This is a genomic window from Luteibacter sp. UNCMF331Sha3.1 (assembly GCF_900109915.1).
GTDB lineage: Bacteria > Pseudomonadota > Gammaproteobacteria > Xanthomonadales > Rhodanobacteraceae > Luteibacter.
In genome coordinates, this window is sequence record NZ_FOBU01000001.1 from 117,470 (window position 1) to 135,110 (window position 17,641).

Annotated in this window: 18 protein-coding genes and 1 tRNA gene; 9 read left to right on the forward strand and 10 right to left on the reverse strand. The window is 66.3% G+C overall.

Going from position 1 to position 17,641, the window contains the following annotated elements; translation table 11 throughout:
- Positions 1-17: 17 nt before the first annotated feature.
- Positions 18-626, forward strand: a complete 609-nt coding sequence (locus tag BMX32_RS00445) for an RnfABCDGE type electron transport complex subunit B (RefSeq protein ID WP_089973881.1) — start codon at positions 18-20, stop codon at positions 624-626.
- A 20-nt stretch (positions 627-646) separates the two neighbouring features.
- On the forward strand, positions 647-1,261 hold the full coding sequence (gene nth / locus BMX32_RS00450; RefSeq protein ID WP_089976757.1) for an endonuclease III: 615 nt from the start codon (positions 647-649) through the stop codon (positions 1,259-1,261).
- 84 nt (positions 1,262-1,345) lie between these two features.
- On the opposite strand, the gene BMX32_RS00455 is transcribed toward nth, so the two are convergent.
- The 4 genes from BMX32_RS00455 to BMX32_RS00470 form a co-directional block, all read right to left on the reverse strand.
- Positions 1,346-2,863: a SulP family inorganic anion transporter gene (locus BMX32_RS00455; RefSeq protein ID WP_089973882.1), complete on the reverse strand. Its 1,518-nt coding sequence runs from the start codon at positions 2,861-2,863 to the stop codon at positions 1,346-1,348.
- A 14-nt stretch (positions 2,864-2,877) separates the two neighbouring features.
- Positions 2,878-3,567: a carbonic anhydrase gene (locus BMX32_RS00460; RefSeq protein WP_089973883.1), complete on the reverse strand. Its 690-nt coding sequence runs from the start codon at positions 3,565-3,567 to the stop codon at positions 2,878-2,880.
- Between the two features lie 138 nt (positions 3,568-3,705).
- Complete coding sequence (locus BMX32_RS00465; RefSeq protein WP_089973884.1) at positions 3,706-4,056, reverse strand: hypothetical protein; 351 nt, start codon at positions 4,054-4,056, stop codon at positions 3,706-3,708.
- Between the two features lie 283 nt (positions 4,057-4,339).
- Positions 4,340-5,710, reverse strand: a complete 1,371-nt coding sequence (locus tag BMX32_RS00470) for a hypothetical protein (protein WP_089973885.1) — start codon at positions 5,708-5,710, stop codon at positions 4,340-4,342.
- A 209-nt stretch (positions 5,711-5,919) separates the two neighbouring features.
- Here BMX32_RS00470 and rnt point away from each other — a divergent pair, with 209 nt between their 5' ends.
- The 6 genes from rnt (at position 5,920) to phoU (ending at position 11,326) form a co-directional block, all read left to right on the forward strand.
- Entirely contained in the window at positions 5,920-6,579 is a 660-nt protein-coding gene (rnt, locus tag BMX32_RS00475; RefSeq protein WP_089973886.1) for a ribonuclease T, read from the forward strand.
- A gap of 145 nt (positions 6,580-6,724) precedes the next feature.
- The gene (pstS, locus tag BMX32_RS00480; protein ID WP_089973887.1) at positions 6,725-7,741 is read left to right on the forward strand and encodes a phosphate ABC transporter substrate-binding protein PstS; all 1,017 of its coding nucleotides are present in this window, start codon (positions 6,725-6,727) and stop codon (positions 7,739-7,741) included.
- Positions 7,742-7,859: 118 nt separating this feature from the next.
- Positions 7,860-8,891, forward strand: coding sequence for a phosphate ABC transporter permease subunit PstC (gene pstC / locus BMX32_RS00485; RefSeq protein WP_211664158.1), 1,032 nt, complete (start codon positions 7,860-7,862; stop codon positions 8,889-8,891).
- Positions 8,892-9,761, forward strand: coding sequence for a phosphate ABC transporter permease PstA (gene pstA, locus BMX32_RS00490; protein ID WP_089973888.1), 870 nt, complete (start codon positions 8,892-8,894; stop codon positions 9,759-9,761).
- 82 nt (positions 9,762-9,843) lie between these two features.
- Positions 9,844-10,587 (forward strand): phosphate ABC transporter ATP-binding protein PstB, encoded by a 744-nt coding sequence (gene pstB / locus BMX32_RS00495; protein ID WP_244511461.1) that lies wholly within the window; start codon positions 9,844-9,846, stop codon positions 10,585-10,587.
- Positions 10,588-10,609: 22 nt separating this feature from the next.
- Positions 10,610-11,326 (forward strand): phosphate signaling complex protein PhoU, encoded by a 717-nt coding sequence (gene phoU, locus BMX32_RS00500; RefSeq protein ID WP_089973890.1) that lies wholly within the window; start codon positions 10,610-10,612, stop codon positions 11,324-11,326.
- 42 nt (positions 11,327-11,368) lie between these two features.
- Here phoU and sugE read toward each other — a convergent pair whose 3' ends face one another.
- The 4 genes from sugE to rnr form a co-directional block, all read right to left on the reverse strand.
- Entirely contained in the window at positions 11,369-11,683 is a 315-nt protein-coding gene (gene sugE, locus BMX32_RS00505) for a quaternary ammonium compound efflux SMR transporter SugE (protein WP_089973891.1), read from the reverse strand.
- Positions 11,684-11,909: 226 nt separating this feature from the next.
- Positions 11,910-12,182, reverse strand: coding sequence for a CBU_0592 family membrane protein (locus BMX32_RS00510; protein WP_089973892.1), 273 nt, complete (start codon positions 12,180-12,182; stop codon positions 11,910-11,912).
- Positions 12,179-12,925 carry a 23S rRNA (guanosine(2251)-2'-O)-methyltransferase RlmB gene (rlmB, locus tag BMX32_RS00515; protein WP_089973893.1) on the reverse strand — a complete coding sequence of 249 codons (747 nt, stop codon included), beginning with the start codon at positions 12,923-12,925 and terminating at the stop codon, positions 12,179-12,181. Before rlmB ends, BMX32_RS00510 begins: the two co-directional genes overlap by 4 nt.
- Positions 12,922-15,570, reverse strand: a complete 2,649-nt coding sequence (gene rnr / locus BMX32_RS00520) for a ribonuclease R (protein WP_089976762.1) — start codon at positions 15,568-15,570, stop codon at positions 12,922-12,924. Before rnr ends, rlmB begins: the two co-directional genes overlap by 4 nt.
- Before the next feature lie 234 nt (positions 15,571-15,804).
- Between rnr and BMX32_RS00525 the strand changes: the two genes are divergently transcribed.
- Positions 15,805-15,889, forward strand: a tRNA-Leu gene (locus BMX32_RS00525).
- Between the two features lie 163 nt (positions 15,890-16,052).
- Here the strand turns inward: BMX32_RS00525 and BMX32_RS00530 are convergent.
- The gene (locus tag BMX32_RS00530; RefSeq protein WP_211664159.1) at positions 16,053-16,727 is read right to left on the reverse strand and encodes a Rossmann-fold NAD(P)-binding domain-containing protein; all 675 of its coding nucleotides are present in this window, start codon (positions 16,725-16,727) and stop codon (positions 16,053-16,055) included.
- Positions 16,728-16,933: 206 nt separating this feature from the next.
- Positions 16,934-17,641 (reverse strand): TetR/AcrR family transcriptional regulator, encoded by a 708-nt coding sequence (locus BMX32_RS00535; protein ID WP_139206644.1) that lies wholly within the window; start codon positions 17,639-17,641, stop codon positions 16,934-16,936.

Below are 17,641 nucleotides of genomic sequence, written 5' to 3' on the forward strand. Positions count from 1 at the left end.
CATCGGCCGCGCCAGCCATGACGCCAACGCTTGCCGACCGGATCGACGACCTGCTGCCGCAGACCCAGTGCGAACAGTGCGGTTTCCACGGTTGCCGTCCCTACGCCGACGCGATCGCCGCCGGCGACGCGCCGATCGATCGCTGCCCGCCGGGCGGTGCCGCCGGCATCGCCCGGCTCGCAGCCCTGCTCGACCGGCCGATCGTCCCGCTCGACACCACGCGCGGCATCGAGAAACCGCGCACGCTCGCGCGCGTCGTCGAGGCCGACTGCATCGGCTGCACCAAGTGCATCCAGGTCTGTCCCGTCGACGCGATCGTCGGCGCATCGAAACAGATGCACACCGTGATCGCCGACCTGTGCACCGGCTGCGAGCTGTGCGTGCCCGCGTGCCCCGTCGACTGCATCGCGCTCGATCCGATGCCACTCGCACAGGTGGACGACAGGCGGCACGCGGACGCCGCGCGAGGTCGGTTCCAGCGTTGCGAAGCACGCCTCGTCCGCGATGCGGAGCGGCGTGAGCGACAGCTCGCCGCGAGCAAGGTCGAGGTCGCCGCGCCCGCGGCACGCAACGCCGTGCTGGAAGCCCTCGCACGCGCGAAAGCGAAGAAGAAGGATCCACCGTGAAAAAGGCGAACGTGGTCGAGATGTTCAGCCGCCTGCGCGAGCTGAATCCGCACCCGAAGACCGAACTGGAATACACCACGCCCTTCGAGCTGCTGTCGGCCGTCGCGCTCTCCGCGCAGGCCACCGATGTCGGGGTGAACAAGGCCACGCGACGGCTCTTTCCCGTGGCGAACACGCCGCGAAAGATCCTCGACCTGGGCCTCGAAAAGCTCAAGAGCTACATCAGCACCATCGGGCTCTACAACAACAAGGCGAAGAACCTCATCGCCATGAGCCAGATCCTCGTCGACCGCTATGGCGGCGAGGTGCCGACCACGCGCGAGGCGCTGGAAGAACTGCCGGGCGTCGGCCGCAAGACCGCCAACGTCGTGCTGAACACCGCCTTCGGCCAGCCCACCATCGCCGTCGACACGCACATCTTCCGCGTGGCGAACCGCACCGGCCTCGCACCGGGGCCGGACGTGCGCAAGGTGGAAGACAAGCTCGAGAAGGTGATCCCGAGGGAGTTCATCCAGGATGCGCACCACTGGCTGATCCTGCATGGGCGCTACGTATGCAAGGCGCGCAAGCCGGAGTGCCCGACCTGCGCGATCGCGGATCTGTGTGCCTATAAGCACAAGACCCGCGCGGAGTAATCGATACGCGAGGTGGGAGCCGGCCTGCTGGCGAAGGGTGCCCGCGGCGAGCACCCATCGCCAGCAGGCTGGCTCCCGGCACGGTCAGGCCGGGCGGCGCGATCCTTCCACGCGCCGTCCCAGCTCCTGCCAGTCCACGATCAGCTCGCATCCGCGCTTCGACGCGTTCCTGCCCCACTCGCGCAGCAGTTCCAGCGAGGCCTGATCCACGTGGTGCAGGCGATCCATCATCACCGACAGTCGCGTGTTGTTAGGGATGCGCTCCAGCGTGCGGGCCATCGTCGGCACCTTCAGGAACGTGGCCGACCCTTCCAGATGCAGCGTGGCCGTGCCCGGTTCGTCGTGGTGCGTGACGTCCATCTTCAGCTTCGACGACAGCAGCGCCAGACGCAGCAGCGACAGGCCGAAACCGACGATCACACCGGTGAGCAGATCGGTGGCGACGATGGCGGCGGTCGTGGCGACGTAGACCGCCGCGGTGCCCTTGCCGTATGCCGCGAGATCCTTGATCTGCTTCGGGTTGACCATCTTCACGCCCGTGAAGACGAGGATGCCCGCGAGGCACGACACCGGTGTCATGCGCATAAGCCACGGCAACAGCATCACGAACGCGAGCAGCCACGTGCCGTGGAAGATCGTGGCCATGCGCGTCGCCGAACCGGCCTGTACGTTGGCGGCGCTGCGCACGATCACGCCCGTCATCGGCAGCGCGCCGAGGAAGCCGCAGATCAGATTGCCCACGCCCTGCGCCGTCAGCTCGCGGTCGTACTGCGTGCGCACGCCATCGTGCATGCGGTCGACGGCGGCCGCGGACAGCAACGTCTCGGCGCTGGCGATGAACGCGAACGTCGCGGCGGCGATCAGCAGCGACGAGTCGAACAGGCCAAAGATACTGCCCATGCTCGGCAGGCTCACCGCGGAGAAGAGGTTCGCCGGCACGTCCACGCGCTTGACGTCCAGGGCACCGAACTGCGCGACGGCCGTCATGGCCACCACGGCGAGCAACGCGCCGGGAACGAAGCGGAGCTTCGCCGGGCGGAGCTTTTCCCAGAACAGCATGATTGCGATGGTGCCGAGGCCGATCATCAGCGCGGCGGGCGCCTGCCCTTCGGCCGCTCCCGACACGGATTCCCACGCGGCGGCCGGCAGGGCCGCGAAGTTCTCGAGGCCGCGGGCTTTCGGGAGGGCATCCAGCAACACGTGCGACTGCGACGCGACGATGAGGATGCCGATGCCGGACAACATGCCGGCCACCACGGCCGGCGACGTCATGCGGAACCACACACCCACCTTGCACAGGCCGGCCACGATCTGGATGAGACCGGCGAGGAGCACGACGGGGCCAAGGGCGGCCACGCCGTGCTCGCGCACCAGTTCGAACACCAGCACCGCGAGGCCGGCTGCCGGACCGCTGACCTGCAGCGGGGAGCCGGCGATGGCACCGACCACGATGCCGCCCACGATGCCGGTGATGAGGCCGGCGCTGGGCGGCATGCCCGAGGCGATGGCGATACCCATGCACAGGGGCAGTGCGACAAGAAAAACGACCACCGATCCGAGGAGGTCGCGGCCAATCAGGCCCTGGGAGAAATAAGCGCGCATGACGAACGTTTCCTTTAGGCGGCCGAGGCGACCGGCGTCGGCGTGGAGAAGCGCGCGTGCGGCGTGGCGTCCGGCGCGCTCACGTCCCCGTCGATGAGGGGACGGAAGCGGCCTTCGAGCGGATCGAAGGCCGTGATCTCCGTGTTGGCGATGTCGTAGATCCAGCCGTGGATGCGCAGGCTGCCGTTCGCCATCGCGGCCGCGACGGCCGGCAGCGTGCGCAGGTGCTCGATCTGGCCGACCACGTTCTCCTCCGTGAGGTAGCGCAGGCCTTCCTCGCCGTGGATCGTCGGACGATTCTCGGCGACGACGTAGCGCGCGACGTCGGCGTGCTTCAGCCACTGCTCCACGGATGGCTTGCCTTTCAGCGCGGCGGGGTTCTGCAGCGCCTTCATCGCGCCGCAGTCCGAGTGGCCGCAGATCACGATGTGCTGCACCTTGAGCGCGGTGACGGCGTACTCGATGGCGGCGACCACGCCGCTGACGTGCTGCGCGTACGGCGGCACGATGTTGCCGACGTTACGGTAGACGAACAGATCGCCGGGCCCGGCGTTGAAGATCATTTCGGGCATCACGCGCGAATCCGCGCAGGTGATGAACATGGTGTGGGGGGCCTGCCCCGACGCCAGGCGCGCGAACGTATCGCGCTGCTCGTCGGTCATGTGGCGGCGGAAGTGATCGAAACCCTGGATGAGACGTTCCATGGTGTATTCCTCGTTGGGGAGTGGCGCAGCATTCGGGCGAGCGAGCGCCCGCCGGCGGACGGCCTCGCGGGCCGTCGCCTGGGGAAAGGAGGCATTCGGAATCGACGGCGCGTCAGGCGCACCGGTGCCGCGACGCGATCAGGCGATCGGGGGGCGCAACTCGGCGTTGTGCACGTGCGCGTGGGAGTCCGCTGCATGCGCCGGGGGACGCACGGGCATCGGACGCGGCACGGCCACCGCGTGCTCGGCCGGGACATCGAACGTATCGTCGAGACCGCTCGTGTTGTCCTCGATCGAGGGCACGGCGTCCTGGTCGTCGATGTCGGGGGCATCGTCGAGGGCGACCAGGGCGGCGTGCTGCGAATCGGCCGGGACCATCGTGGACGGACACGGCATGGCCTGCACACCCGCACACACGACGAACAGCGCGAGAAGCACGAAGAACGTGCTCGCGATGCGTCGGGTGAAGGCGGAGGTCGGGCGATTCATGCGCCCGAACGTACGCAGGGGATGTGACGAGTGCAAGTACGGCGATGCAACATATTCAGGATCGACGCGTGACTTTCTTCGAAAACGTGACGTAGCAAGGGTTTCCGCACGGTCTACGAGCCATTTCCGATGGACTGCGTTCAGCGTTTGGACGTCCGGATGGCCGTCATGTGCCTGAGACGATTCGTAATCAGAAATGCCTCATTCCTACTAAGCACAAAAAAACGGCGGGCTTGCGCCCGCCGTTCGTTCGTCCCTGAGTGGAACTCCCTTCCGATACCGCTTAGAAGCTCAGCATGCCCCAGAAGCCAACTTCGTTGGTCTTGTAGTGATACGGCGTCGCGAACGGGCCGTCCAGCTGGTTGTGCTTGTAGACGAGGGCGAGCTTCAAATTCTTCAGCACGTCGTACGAGACGCCGGCGTTGTAGTACTTGTCCTTGAGCTCACGCTCGATGTTCGTGACCGTCTTGTACTTGTAGCTCACGTGGTCGTAGCGAGCGAAGACGGCCCACTGGTTGTAGAAGTGCCAGTCGGCGAACGCCGAGTAACCGTCGGCCTTGTCCTTGATGGCGAGCGGAGCCGGGGTGGTGCCCTGATACTTGAGAATGTCGTCCCAGTTCTCGGAGTGGAAGTATTCCACGCCGACGCCCCAGGTCTTGTCGCGCCATGCCACGAGGGCATCGCCACGCGTCGCGGTGCGGGTCGGCTGGCCGTTCTCGACGTCGTTGCCGCGTTTGCCGGTGTAACCGCCGACCGCGAGGATCAGCTGTTCGATCGGCGAGTAACCCAGGCGGGCTTCGGTATCGACCGACTTGGAGCGCGTCAGGTTGCGGAAACCGCGACCGTTGACGACCGACACCTGGTAGTTGATCGCATTGTTGCCGGTGGTGGCGCCGAGGACGTGGACACCCCAGTCCGCCGAGTTGCCGAACGCGCCGACGCCGCCGGCGGTCGCGGTCGAACCGCTGCGACCACCTTCGAACGAACGGTCGGTGATGGTGTTCTCGACGTAGCGGTAACCGTAGGCCTTTTCGACGAACGGGATCCACGGCATGTCGGCCGAACCGAAGCGGACCGTGAAGAGCGGATCGAACTTGCCCTGCACGTAGGCCTTCTTCACGAAGAGGCTGGTCTGCGACAGCGTCGACTGGTAGTTGAAGTCGGTGGTCAGGTTGGCCGACCAGACGTCGTCGAAGGTGTGGTCGACGGTCAGGTAGAAGCGCTTGACGTCGAAGCCGGTGCCGTTGACGGCGCCGTGGCCGTCGACCTGGCGATTGCGGCCGTTGCCGACCTTCTCGTTATGGTCGATGTTCGACACGTCGAAGAACATCGTGCCGCCGACGTGGGTGTTGTCGACGACCTTGGCGAGCTTGTCGAGGCGCTTGGTCAGGTCGTCGGTCGGCTTGGCGGCGGCGACCTGCACGTCGTTGACGGCCTTGGCCGTCTCGACCTGCGCGTCGGCCTGTGCTTCCTGCTTGCTCTCCAGCTCGGAGACCTTGGCCTGGAGGGCAGCGAGCTGCGCCTGCAGCTGCTGGAGGGTGGCGGCGTCGACCGTGACCCGGGCCGGCTGCGACTTCGGCGTCGCGGCGAGCGCCGAGAAGCTGGTCAGACCGAGACCGGCGGCGATGGCCACCGTGAGCAACTTGGAACGCATGGGATGTACTCCGATATATAGGATGGAATGTGTGAGCCCCTGTCCCCTCGTTGAGACTTTTCTGTCCGAAAAACCTCAAGAGGGCCAACGGCGCGAAGGATGGGCCGCCGGGTTTACCGTTCGATGCCGTTTTTGTGACAGAACGACGACACGAGCACGTTCTCTTAACGCCCGTGCCCGTATGCACCCGGGGCTGATATCCTTCGCGGATGGATACGACGAGTAACAGCACCGCTTCGACGATGGCCGGGCGGTTCAGGGGGTTCCTGCCCGTGGTGGTCGATGTCGAGACGGGCGGTTTCGACGCCGAGGGCGATGCCCTGCTGGAAATCGCCGTGGTCACGATCGCCATGGAGCCCTCGGGGCTACTGGTCCCCCAGCCCGCGGTCTCCGCCAACGTCGAGCCCTTTCCGGGCGCCAACATCGACCCGCGGTCGCTCGAGATCACCGGCATCGACCCGGACCACCCGTTCCGGGGCGCCCTGCCCGAGCGCCAGGCCCTCGATCACGTGTTCAACGCCGTGCGCGAGGCCGTCCGCGTGGCGGGCTGCCAGCGCGCGGTACTCGTGGGCCACAATGCGGCGTTCGACCTCGCCTTCCTTAATGCGGCGGTCAAGCGCACCGGCCACAAGCGCAACCCGTTCCACCCCTTCAGTTGCTTCGACACCGCGACCCTCGGCGGGCTGGCCTACGGCCAGACGGTCCTGAGCAAGGCGGTGCTGGCCGCCGGCATCGCCTTCGACACGCGGGAGGCCCATTCGGCGATCTACGACGCCGAGCGCACCGCGGAGTTGTTCTGCGAAATCGTCAACCGCTGGCGTCGCCTGGAGCTCGCGGAACGCGAAACGGCCGCTCCCCTCATCGCCTGAGACGTTTCGTAAGTTCCTGAATATGACACCAAAGCGGCGGGTGTCATGACTCTGCAACATTCAGTACGTCTCATTGCAACACGGCAGGGCTGGAATACGGCCCCGGGCGGGCATCGCCCGACACTCTATCCACGAGGATTACTCCGTGTTCACTCGCAAACTCCGCATCGCCACGCTGGTCGCCGCATCCCTCCTCGGCATGGGCGCCGCTCAGGCCACCGACATCACGGGCGCCGGCTCGAGCTTCGTCTATCCCGTTCTGTCCAAGTGGTCGGCGAAGTACGCCGAGGCCACGGGTAACAAGCTGAACTACCAGTCCGTGGGTTCGGGCGCCGGCGTCGCGCAGATCAAGGAAGGCACCATCGACTTCGGCGCGTCGGACGCTCCGATGAGCAGCGAAGACCTCACCAAGTTCGGCCTGGGCCAGTTCCCGAGCGTCGTCGGCGGCATCGTGCCGGTCGTCAACCTCCAGGGCGTCGCCGCGGGCCAGCTGAAGCTCGACGGCAAGCTCCTCGCCGACATCTACATGGGCAAGATCGCCCGCTGGAGCGATCCGGCCGTCGCCGCGCTGAACCCGGGCGTCAAGATCCCCGACGTCAAGATCACGGTCGTGCACCGCTCGGACGGCTCGGGCACCTCGTTCAACTTCACCAACTACCTGTCGAAGGTCAGCCCGGAGTGGGCGTCGAAGGTGAAGTTCGGCACCGCCGTCGAGTGGCCGGCCGGCGTCGGCGGCAAGGGTAACGAAGGCGTCGCACAGTACGTGCGCCAGATCCCGGGCTCGATCGGCTACGTGGAATACGCGTACGCCAAGAAGAACAACATCGCCTACACGCAGCTCCAGAACGCCGCGGGCAAGTGGGTCCAGCCGAACGCCGAGACCTTCGGCGCCGCCGCCGGCACGGCCGACTGGGCCGGCGCGAAGGACTTCAACGTGATCATGACCAACGCCCCGGGCGACCAGGCATGGCCGATCACGGCGACGACCTGGATCATCATGTACAAGAAGTCGAAGAACCCGTCGCACACCAAGGTGGCGTTCGAGTTCTTCAAGTGGTCGCAGGAAAAGGGCCAGGCCGATGCCGCCACGCTCGACTATGTCGCGCTGCCGGCGACGCTGACCTCGAAGATCCAGGCCTACTGGGCTTCCGACTTCAAGTAAGCGGTCCGACGCTGCCATCCGGCTGACACGTTGGCCGGTCAGGGTACGACCATCGGGGTCGCCGCCCCCTAGCGGGGCGGCGACCCACACGTTTGCAAAGGCCAGGAATCGCATCCGCATGCACGCCACCGTCAGCACCGCCATGCCGAGCGCCGAGCGCGCCGCCGAAGCGGCCCGCAATGCGAAGGATTCGCGCGACGACCGACTCTTCGGTTGGGTCCTCAAGGGCTGTGCCCTCATCGTCCTGCTCTCGCTCGTGGGAGCCGCCGGCTCCACGCTGTGGCTGGGCATGGACGCGTTCCACACCTTCGGCTTCGGTTTCCTCACCAGCGCCGCGTGGGATCCGAGCAACGACCAGTACGGCGCGCTCGTGCCGATCATGGGCACCGTCGGCACCGCGTTCATCGCCTTGCTGTTCGCCGTGCCGGTGAGCTTCGGCATCGCCCTCTTCCTTACCGAGATCGCCCCCCAGTGGCTGCGCGGTCCCGTCAGCTCGGCCATCGAACTGCTGGCCGGCATCCCCTCGATCATCTACGGCATGTGGGGCCTCTTCATCTTCGCCCCGTTCGTCGCCGAGCACATCAAGCCGTGGCTGATGAACAACTTCAGCGCGGATCCGCCCGATGGGCAGGTCTCCTGGCTCGTGCAGCACGTGCCGTCGATCGCGAAGTTCTTCTCCAGCGAATACCCGTTCTTCGGTGCCGGCGTGCTCACGGCCGGCCTTGTGCTCGCGGTCATGATCATTCCGTTCATCTCGTCGGTGATGCGCGAAGTGTTCCAGACCGTGCCGACCCGCCTGAAAGAGTCCGCGTACGCGCTCGGTTCGAGCACGTGGGAAGTGGTCTGGGACATCGTGGTGCCCTACACGCGCACCGCCGTCATCGGCGGCGTGTTCCTCGGCCTCGGTCGCGCGCTGGGTGAAACGATGGCCGTGGCCTTCGTGCTCGGCAATACCTTCAAGCTCACCCCGTCGATCCTCGAAACCGGCAGCTCCATCGCCTCGACGATCGCCAACCAGTTCGGCGAAGCCCAGGGCCTGCAGCGCTCCGCGCTGATGGCGCTGGCCTTCCTCCTCTTCGTGGTGACCTTCATCGTGCTGCTGATCGCGCGCCTGATGCTCCGCCGGCTGGCGAACCGGGAGGGCAAGTAAATGTCGGCCTCCCTCTACACGATCCGCCGGATCAAGAACGTCGTCGCCATGGCGCTGAGCGTGTTCGCCACCGCGATCGGCCTGCTGTTCCTGGCCTGGATCCTCTGGGAAACCCTGAGCCAGGGCATCGCCGGCCTGAAGCCGCAGCTTTTCACCAAGATCACCGCCTATCGCGAAGAAGGCGGCCTGGCCAACGCCATGGTCGGCAGCCTGATCCTCAACATCATCGGTATCCTGATCGCCACGCCGATCGGCGTCGCCGCGGGCACGTGGCTTGCCGAGTATTCCTCGCGCTCGAAGCTCGGTCCGACCATCCGCTTCCTCAACGACATCCTGCTGTCGGCACCGTCGATCGTGCTCGGCCTCTTCGTCTACACGGTGATCGTGCTGCCGTCGAAGTGGCTGACCAACGGCGACGTGACGTTCTCCGGCATCGCCGGCGGCATCGCGCTCGCGCTGATCGCCCTGCCCGTCATCGTCCGCACCACCGACGAGATGCTTCGTCTCGTGCCGGGTACGCTGCGCGAGGCCGCATTGTCGCTCGGCGTGCCGCAGTGGAAACTTACGATGCAGATCCTGGTGCGCGCGGCCCGCTCGGGCATCGTCACCGGCGTGCTGCTGGCCCTGGCGCGCATCAGCGGCGAGACCGCCCCGCTGCTGTTCACGGCGTTCGGCAACAACTTCATGACGTTCAACCCGATCGACAAGATGCCGAGCCTTCCGCAGGTCATCTACGAGTACACGAAGGACCCGAGCCCCGACATCAACGTGCTCGCCTGGGCCGGCGCCTTCGTGCTCACCATGTTCGTGCTGGCGCTCAGCCTGATCGCCCGCTTCGTCTTCTCGCGTTCCAAGGTGTCCCATGACTAACATGAACGAAGTCGCCTCCCAGCCGGGCTTCGGCACGTCGCCCCATGCCTCCGGCGTGGACCTGGGCCAGGTGGCGCCGAAGATGTTCGCGCGCGACGTGAACTTCCACTACAACGATTTCCATGCGCTCAAGAACATCTCGATGGACGTGCCGGAGAAGAAGGTCACGGCCATCATCGGCCCGTCCGGCTGCGGCAAGTCCACGCTGCTGCGCATCTTCAACCGCATCTACGCGATCTATCCCGGTCTGCGCGCCAGCGGCGAGATCATCCTCGACGGCGAGAACATCCTCGACCCGAAGTACTCGCTGAACCGCCTGCGCAGCAAGGTGGGCATGGTGTTCCAGAAGCCCGTGCCGTTCCCGATGACCATCTTCGAGAACGTGGCCTACGGCATCCGCCACCACGAAAAGCTCTCGCGCGCCGACATGGAAAACCGTGTCGAGCAGGCGCTGCGCGGCGCCGCGCTGTGGGACGAGGTGAAGGACAAGCTGAAGAACAGCGCGCTCGGTCTCTCCGGCGGCCAGCAGCAGCGCCTGTGCATCGCCCGCGGCATCGCCCTGAAGCCGGAAGTGCTGCTGCTCGACGAGCCGACCTCGGCGCTCGACCCGATCGCCACCAGCCGCATCGAGCAGCTGGTGGAAGAGCTGAAGAAGGACTTCACGATCGTCATCGTCACGCACAACATGCAGCAGGCCGCGCGCGTCTCGGACATGACGGCCTTCATGTACATGGGCGAGCTGATCGAGTTCGACCGCACCGAAAAGATTTTCACGAAGCCGGACAAGAAGCAGACCGAAGACTACATCACCGGCCGTTTCGGCTAAGCCCCCGATCCCGAGGCAAGCGATGAACACCACCCACCAGCACATCATCAAGAGCTACGACGACGAACTGAAGCGCCTGACGCTCGAGATCGTTCGCATGGGCGAGCTCGCCGTCGCCCAGCTCGAGGCCGCCATCGACGTCGTCGAGCGCCGCGACGAGCGCGCCGCGCAGCGCGTCGTCGACAACGACGACGCCATCGACGCCCTCGAACAGGAGATCAGCCAGGACGTCGTCCGCCTGCTCGCGCTCCGCGCGCCCATCGCGGGCGACCTGCGCAACGTGTTCGCCGCCCTGCGTATCGCCGCCGACATCGAACGCATCGGCGATTACGCCGCCAACGTGGCCAAGCGTTCCATCCCGCTCAGCCGCGTCGCGCCGATCACGGCCGCCGGTGGCCTCGCGAACCTCGCGGAACTCGCCGCCGACCAGCTGCGCAACGTGCTGAAGGCCTATGCCGAGCAGGACGCCGAAGCCGCGTACGAAGTCTGGAAATCCGACGCCGACCTCGACGAGGCCTATACGGTGGTCTTCCGCGCCCTCCTCACGTACATGATGGAAGACCCGCGCAACATCACGCCCTGCACGCACCTGCTCTTCATGGCGAAGAACATCGAGCGCATCGGCGACCACGCGACCAACATCGCCGAGAACGTCTGGTTCGTGGTGCACGGCGAGCCGCTGGTGGCACCGCGCATGAAGCGCGACACCACGGCCAACCCGGACTTCGACAAGACCTGATCGAGGCATCCGGTGGGAGCCAGCCTGCTGGCTCCCACCGCCTCATGCCGTGAGCTTCAACCCGACGATCCCCGCCACGATCAGTCCGACGCACAGCAGCCGCAACGGTTGCGCGGATTCGCCGAACAGCACGATACCCAGCGTCACGGCGCCGACCGCGCCGATACCGGTCCACACCGCATAGGCGGTTCCCAACGGCAGTTTCTTCGCGGCGAGCGCCAGCAACACGATGCTGACGACCATGGCCGCACCCGTCAGCACGCTCGGCACGAGGCGAGTAAACCCTTCGGTGTATTTCAGGCCGACGGCCCAGCCGATCTCGAACAGACCGGCGACGACGAGGATGATCCAGTACATGGCTTGACTCCGCCTTTGGCGAGGTCGTCCCCGTTATCGAAGGCGCCGACGGGTCGTCCCGCCGGGCGGCACCGCGTTGCGCGATGCCGAGACCCATTCTACCGAAAGCATGTAACCCCCGGCTGACCACCGATCGACCGGTACTGGTGGGAGCCAGCCTGCTGGCGAAGGGTGCTCGCGGTAAGCACCCTTCGCCAGCAGGCTGGCTCCCACCGAAGAACATCGGTTACGGCAACGGTGCAGAGGAAGCCTTACGCATCCGCAGACCACGCACGATCCCGTACACGCTGATCAGGAACCACGCCAGCTCCTGCAGGAACGCCGAGAGGTTGAACGTGCCGAAGATCAGCGACAGCAGGATGCCGAAGGCCCCCACGAGGTTCATCAGCTGGTACGGCGTGCCCTGCCCCGAGAGCTTGTGGGCCTGGAGCAGGAAGAACGCCACGAGCACCAGCGCCACGCCGACGAGGCCGGCCCAGTCGTGCCAGAACAGGTTCATCGCTTCGCTCCTCGCTGACGCAGGGCCTCGAACAGCACCACACCCGTGGCGACCGACACGTTTAGGCTTTCCATGCCACCGGGCATCGGGATCTTCGCGACGAAATCGCAGGTATCCCGCGTGAGCCGCCGCATGCCGTCGCCTTCGCTACCCATCACCAGGGCGATGGGACCCTTCAGGTCGATGTCGTAGATCGACTGGTCGGTATCGCCGTCGAGCCCGGTGATCCACACGCCGGCGTCCTTCAGCAGGCGCATGGCGCGGGCGAGGTTCGTCGCCGCGATCACCGGCACCAGGTCGGCGCCGCCAGCCGACGCGCGGCGCACGGTCGGCGTGATGCCGACCGCCCGATCCTTCGGCACGACGACCGCCGTGACGTTGGCCGCCGCGGCACTGCGCAGGCACGCGCCAAGGTTGTGCGGGTCGGTCACGCCGTCGAGCACCAGCACGAGCGCGTTCGACCCCGCGGCATCGAGCAGCGCCGGCAGATCGTTCTCGCCACGCAGGGGTGGCGTTTCGTAACGCGCGATCACGCCCTGATGCCGTGCTTCGCCGCCGAGCTTTTCGAGCTGCTCCTTGCCGACGGGCTTCACCGGCAGGCCCAGCTTCCGGGCCTGCGCGGCGATGTCGTTGACGCGCGCGTTCTTCGAGTTCTGCTCGATCAGTACTTCACGGACACGATCCGGGTCGTTGGCGAGGGCGCCCTCGACCGGATTGATGCCTACGATCCACGACTCACTCATACCTGCGGCTTGCTCCTGGGTTTACGCGGCGCGCGCTTCGTCGCCGGCTTCGTCGTGCCGCGCTTTGCCGGCGCTGCCGGCGCCACGGCGGCCTGTTTCGGTGCCGTCTTCGCGGCAGCCTTCTTCGGGGCCGGCGCCTGCTTCGGGGCGTCGGCACGGTTACCGGTCCTCCGGCCTTCGCCGGCACCCCGGCCGCCGCGCGACGAACCGCGCTCGGCCGCCTGGACGGGTGCACGCTCGCCGCCACTGGCGGAAGCGCGCTTGCGGGCGAACGGTGCCGTCTCGGCCTCCGTGACGGGCGCCGCCTTCGAACGACGCGGCGACGCCGGTTCGACGACCTCGACCTTCTTCGCCTTCGCACCGAAGAGCTTGCCGACCGCCTTCGCGGCGCGACCGATCGCCTTGCCCGCCGCCGCCATGCCCGACTGGCGGACCGGCGTGGCGACAGGCGGCGGCACGGCCGGTCGCGGCTTCGGCAACGCTGCGAGGCGCGCGACAAGGCGGAAGTCGATCTTCCGGTCCTCGAGGCTCGCGCGCAGCACCTGCACGCTCACGTAATCGCCGAGACGGTAATGCGCCTGGGTCCGCTCGCCGGACAACAGGTGACGGACGGGATCGAACTTGTAGTAGTCGTTGGGCAGCTGCGAGACATGCACCAGACCGGACACACGCGATTCGGCCAGTTCCACGAAGAGACCGAACGACGTCACGCCAGTGACCGTACCGGCGAATTCCTCGCCGACGTGCTTCTCCATCCACGCACACTTGAAGCGCTCGTCGACGTCGCGCTCGGCTTCCTCGGCACGGCGCTCGCGCTGCGAGCAATGCACGGCCATGGCGGCCATCTGGGTTTCGCTGTACGTGTAATCGGCCGGCTTGCCCTTGGTCAGCGCATAGCGGATGGCGCGATGCACGAGCAGGTCGGGATAGCGACGGATCGGCGAGGTGAAGTGCGCGTACGCGTCGAGCGCGAGGCCGAAGTGACCCTGGTTTTCCGGGTGATACACGGCCATGCTCTGCGCGCGGAGCAACACGGACTGGATCAGGCCCGCTTCCGGACGATCGTGCACCCGCTTCAGCAGCGCGGAGAAATCGGCCGGCGTGACTTCGTCGGCGGGCGGCATCTTCAGCTTGAACTCGCGCAGGAACTGCAGCAGGTCTTCGTACTTCTCGGCCGGCGGCGGCGCGTGCACGCGATACAGTGCCGGGATCTTCCGCTTCGAGAGGAACTTCGCCGCCTGCACGTTCGCGGCGATCATGCATTCCTCGATCAGCTTGTGCGCGTCGTTGCGATCGCTCGCACCCATCGACACCACGTCGCCCGACGGCGCGAGACGGAACTTCACTTCCGGTGTTTCGAAATCGATCGCGCCGCGGCGCTTGCGCGCCTTCGCCATGGCCTTGTACAGCCGGTGCAGCGTCTCGACCTGCGGCAGCACGTCGGCGATTTCCTGCCGGACATCCACGTTGCGCTCGCCCACCGCCTGCCACACCTTGTTGTAGGTGAGGCGCGCGTGCGAATACATCACCGCTTCGTAGAACTTCGAACGGACCACTTCGCCGTCCTCGTCCACTTCCATGTCGCAGACCATGCAGAGCCGGTCCACCTTCGGATTCAGCGAGCAGATGCCGTTGGACAGCGTCTCCGGCAACATCGGTACGACGAAACCGGGGAAGTACGTCGACGTGCTACGTTCATACGCGTCGACGTCGAGCGGCGTGCCCACGGGCACGTAATGCGACACGTCGGCGATGGCGACGATCAGGCGGAATCCGCCGTCCTTCAGGGCTTCCGCATACACCGCGTCGTCGAAATCGCGTGCGTCCTCGCCGTCGATCGTCACCAGCGGCAGCTTGCGCAGGTCGACCTTGCCCCGGCGCTCTTCGGCCGTGACCTTCGGCTCGACTTCTTCGGCCTGGCGGATGACCTGGGGCGGGAACTCGTGCGGCAGGTCGTGACTGGCGATGGCCATTTCGACGACCAGCGACGGCTGAAGCCGCTCGCCGAGCACGGCGCGAATGGTGCCCAGCGGGCCGCGATGCGGCGTCGGCGGATCGGTGATCTCGGCGACGACGATCTCGCCCGAGCGGGCGCCGGCGTCGCGACCGGCGGGAATCATGATGTTCTGGTGCAGGCGACGATCGTCCGGCTCGACCAGCGTCACGCCGTTCTCGACGACGACGCGACCGACGAGGCGCGGCGAACGGCGCTCCAGCACTTCGACGATGGCGCCCTGCCGGCGGCCGCGACGGTCGATGCCGACGACGCTCGCCAGCACGCGGTCACCGTGCAGCACGGTACGCATCTGCGACGGCGAGAGGTAGAGATCTTCGCCACCCTCGTCCGGGCGAAGGAACCCGTAGCCTTCCGCGTTGGCGATCACGCGACCGGGCAGCAGGCTGAGCTTCTGCGCCGGCGCGTAGCTGCCGCGGCGGTTACGCAGCAACTGCCCGTCGCGGATCATCGCGCCAAGGCGCTTGCCCAGCGCGTTGATCTCGTAATCGGTGAAGAGGCGCAGCGCGCGGGCGATGTCCTCGGCCGTCAACAGCTCGCCACGATCTTCCAGCAGCGCCAGGATGGCCTCGCGACTGGGAATGGGCTGGTCGTACAGCTGGGCCTCGCGGTCGGCATGGGGATCGACCACGGGTGCCCCGTGGGTCCGGTCGCCGTACTTCGCCAACGCCTTGCCGGGCCGGCTGGCCTTCGGTTTACGAGGGCCGCGGCCGTCTTCCGAACCTTTCTTTTTCTTCGTCACGTAAGAACCTTTAGAGGGGGACGCGAAATAGTTTCACATCCGGAGTGCAAAATCGTTGACAAGTTTCCCCGACCTACCTAATCTACGCGGCTCACGGGGCGGCAACAGCGCTTCGGGACACCTGCCCAGGTGGCGGAATTGGTAGACGCACTAGTTTCAGGTACTAGCGGGTAAAACCGTGGAGGTTCGAGTCCTCTCTTGGGCACCAATTATAGACGAAGCCCCGCAGCGATGCGGGGCTTTGTTGTTTCTGGCTTCTGGAAGCCGTGGATAGCCATCGTGCACCTCCGCTCACGACGCTCCGTTCGGAGCGGTCCCGCGTGATCGTGGCGCCGTTGCACCGCCGGTGCATTCTTTTCCGGCCATGCAACTCACACCGCCGCCGCGAGCTGCTTCATCTGGCGGTTCTCATAGATGACGGTGGCACCGTCCGTCGCGCTCCGCACGAATTCCGCGACGAATGCCCGAGCGATGTCGTCCTGTTCGATCACGCCGAACTTGCCCGGAACGATGCGGCCGAGCCACGCGACGTATCCCGGCGTGTGCGCGTTGCCCGCGATGATGCCGGGGCGGAATATCGCAAGGCGCGGAAAACCGACCGCCTGTACCGCTTCTTCCTTGAGACCCATGACCCGGACGTAGCGGAGCCTGCTCTTTGCGCTGCTGCCGACGGCCGATAGCAGGGCGAATCGTTCGATGCCGCCCGCGCGACATCCGCGAGCGAATGCGCCGACGACGCCGACTTCGAGTGCGATGAGCGCTTGCTCGCTCCATCGCATGCTGCCCGCACCGACGCCCACACATGACGCGCCGTAGAAGGGTTCGCCGTGCGCACCCATCTCCCGCGCAATGGCCGCAACGGCATCGCCGAACGAGGCGGCGGACGTGTCGAGCGTGACGTGACGAAGGCGGGCGTCCGCGGAAGGCCCGACGTCCCGGCGATTGATCTGCACGACTTCCGCGCACGTCGGCTCGGCGAGCAAGCAACGCACCACGGAAGCACCAACCTGCCCCGTGCCTCCGATGATCAGCACCCGAAATGCCATCGCTCGCTCCTTTCGACTCGCTGAGAGCCTCCGCCACAGCATCGGTACGCTATCACGCTCCAACGGCCCGCGCGGTGGCAGCCAAAGGCATGCCGGTCACGCCGGCCTTCACCGCGAGGCGAGCAGTCGAGACGACGCACTGCAGACCGCGCTCGTGGGCCGTGATCCCGGCTTTCACCGGGATGACGGTACGGCACCCTGCGGCCCTATGCTTCGATCGGCCGAGCCGAAGCCTGCAGATATGCCCGGCACATGACGGGCAGTTCCGAGCGAAGCATCGCGAGTGCGCTTGGGGACACATCGTTCTCCAGTACCGCGCGGACGATGCCGCCCAGCATCGCGCGAAAGGCATCCGTAACACGGGACAGATCGTCGAAGCGGGCGTCGCTGGCGGTGGCGAGCATCCGCGCGATCGGCGCTTCGCACCGTGCGCAGATGTCGCCCATGAGATCGGTAGTCTCCAGTTCGGTGGCCACGACATAGAGGACCTGCGCGCCCGGCAGGTGGCGCATCTTGGCGTCGAGGTAGGCATGGACCAGGCCATCGCACATCGGCGCGAGGGGCAGGCCCCGGTAACGATCCGAGGCGGTCTCGAGCGCGAGGACGACATCGTCGAGGTAATCCTCGAGCACCGCGTAGAGCAAGGCGTCCTTGTGCGGAAAGTACTGGTACATCGTGCCCACGGACACTCCGGCACGGCCGGCCACCCGCGTGGTGGTCAGGCCAGCCAATCCGTCGGAGCGCAAAACCTGAATCGTCGCCTCGAAAATCGCATTCACCGTGGCGGCCGAACGGGCCTGGCGCGGTCTTTTACGGGGCTTCAGGGCGTGCTCGGGGGCGGCGGGCATATGCGAATGGGAAAGGCAGGCGGCAATACCTAATTCGAGGGATGGGGCTACCTCGCCCGTATTCAA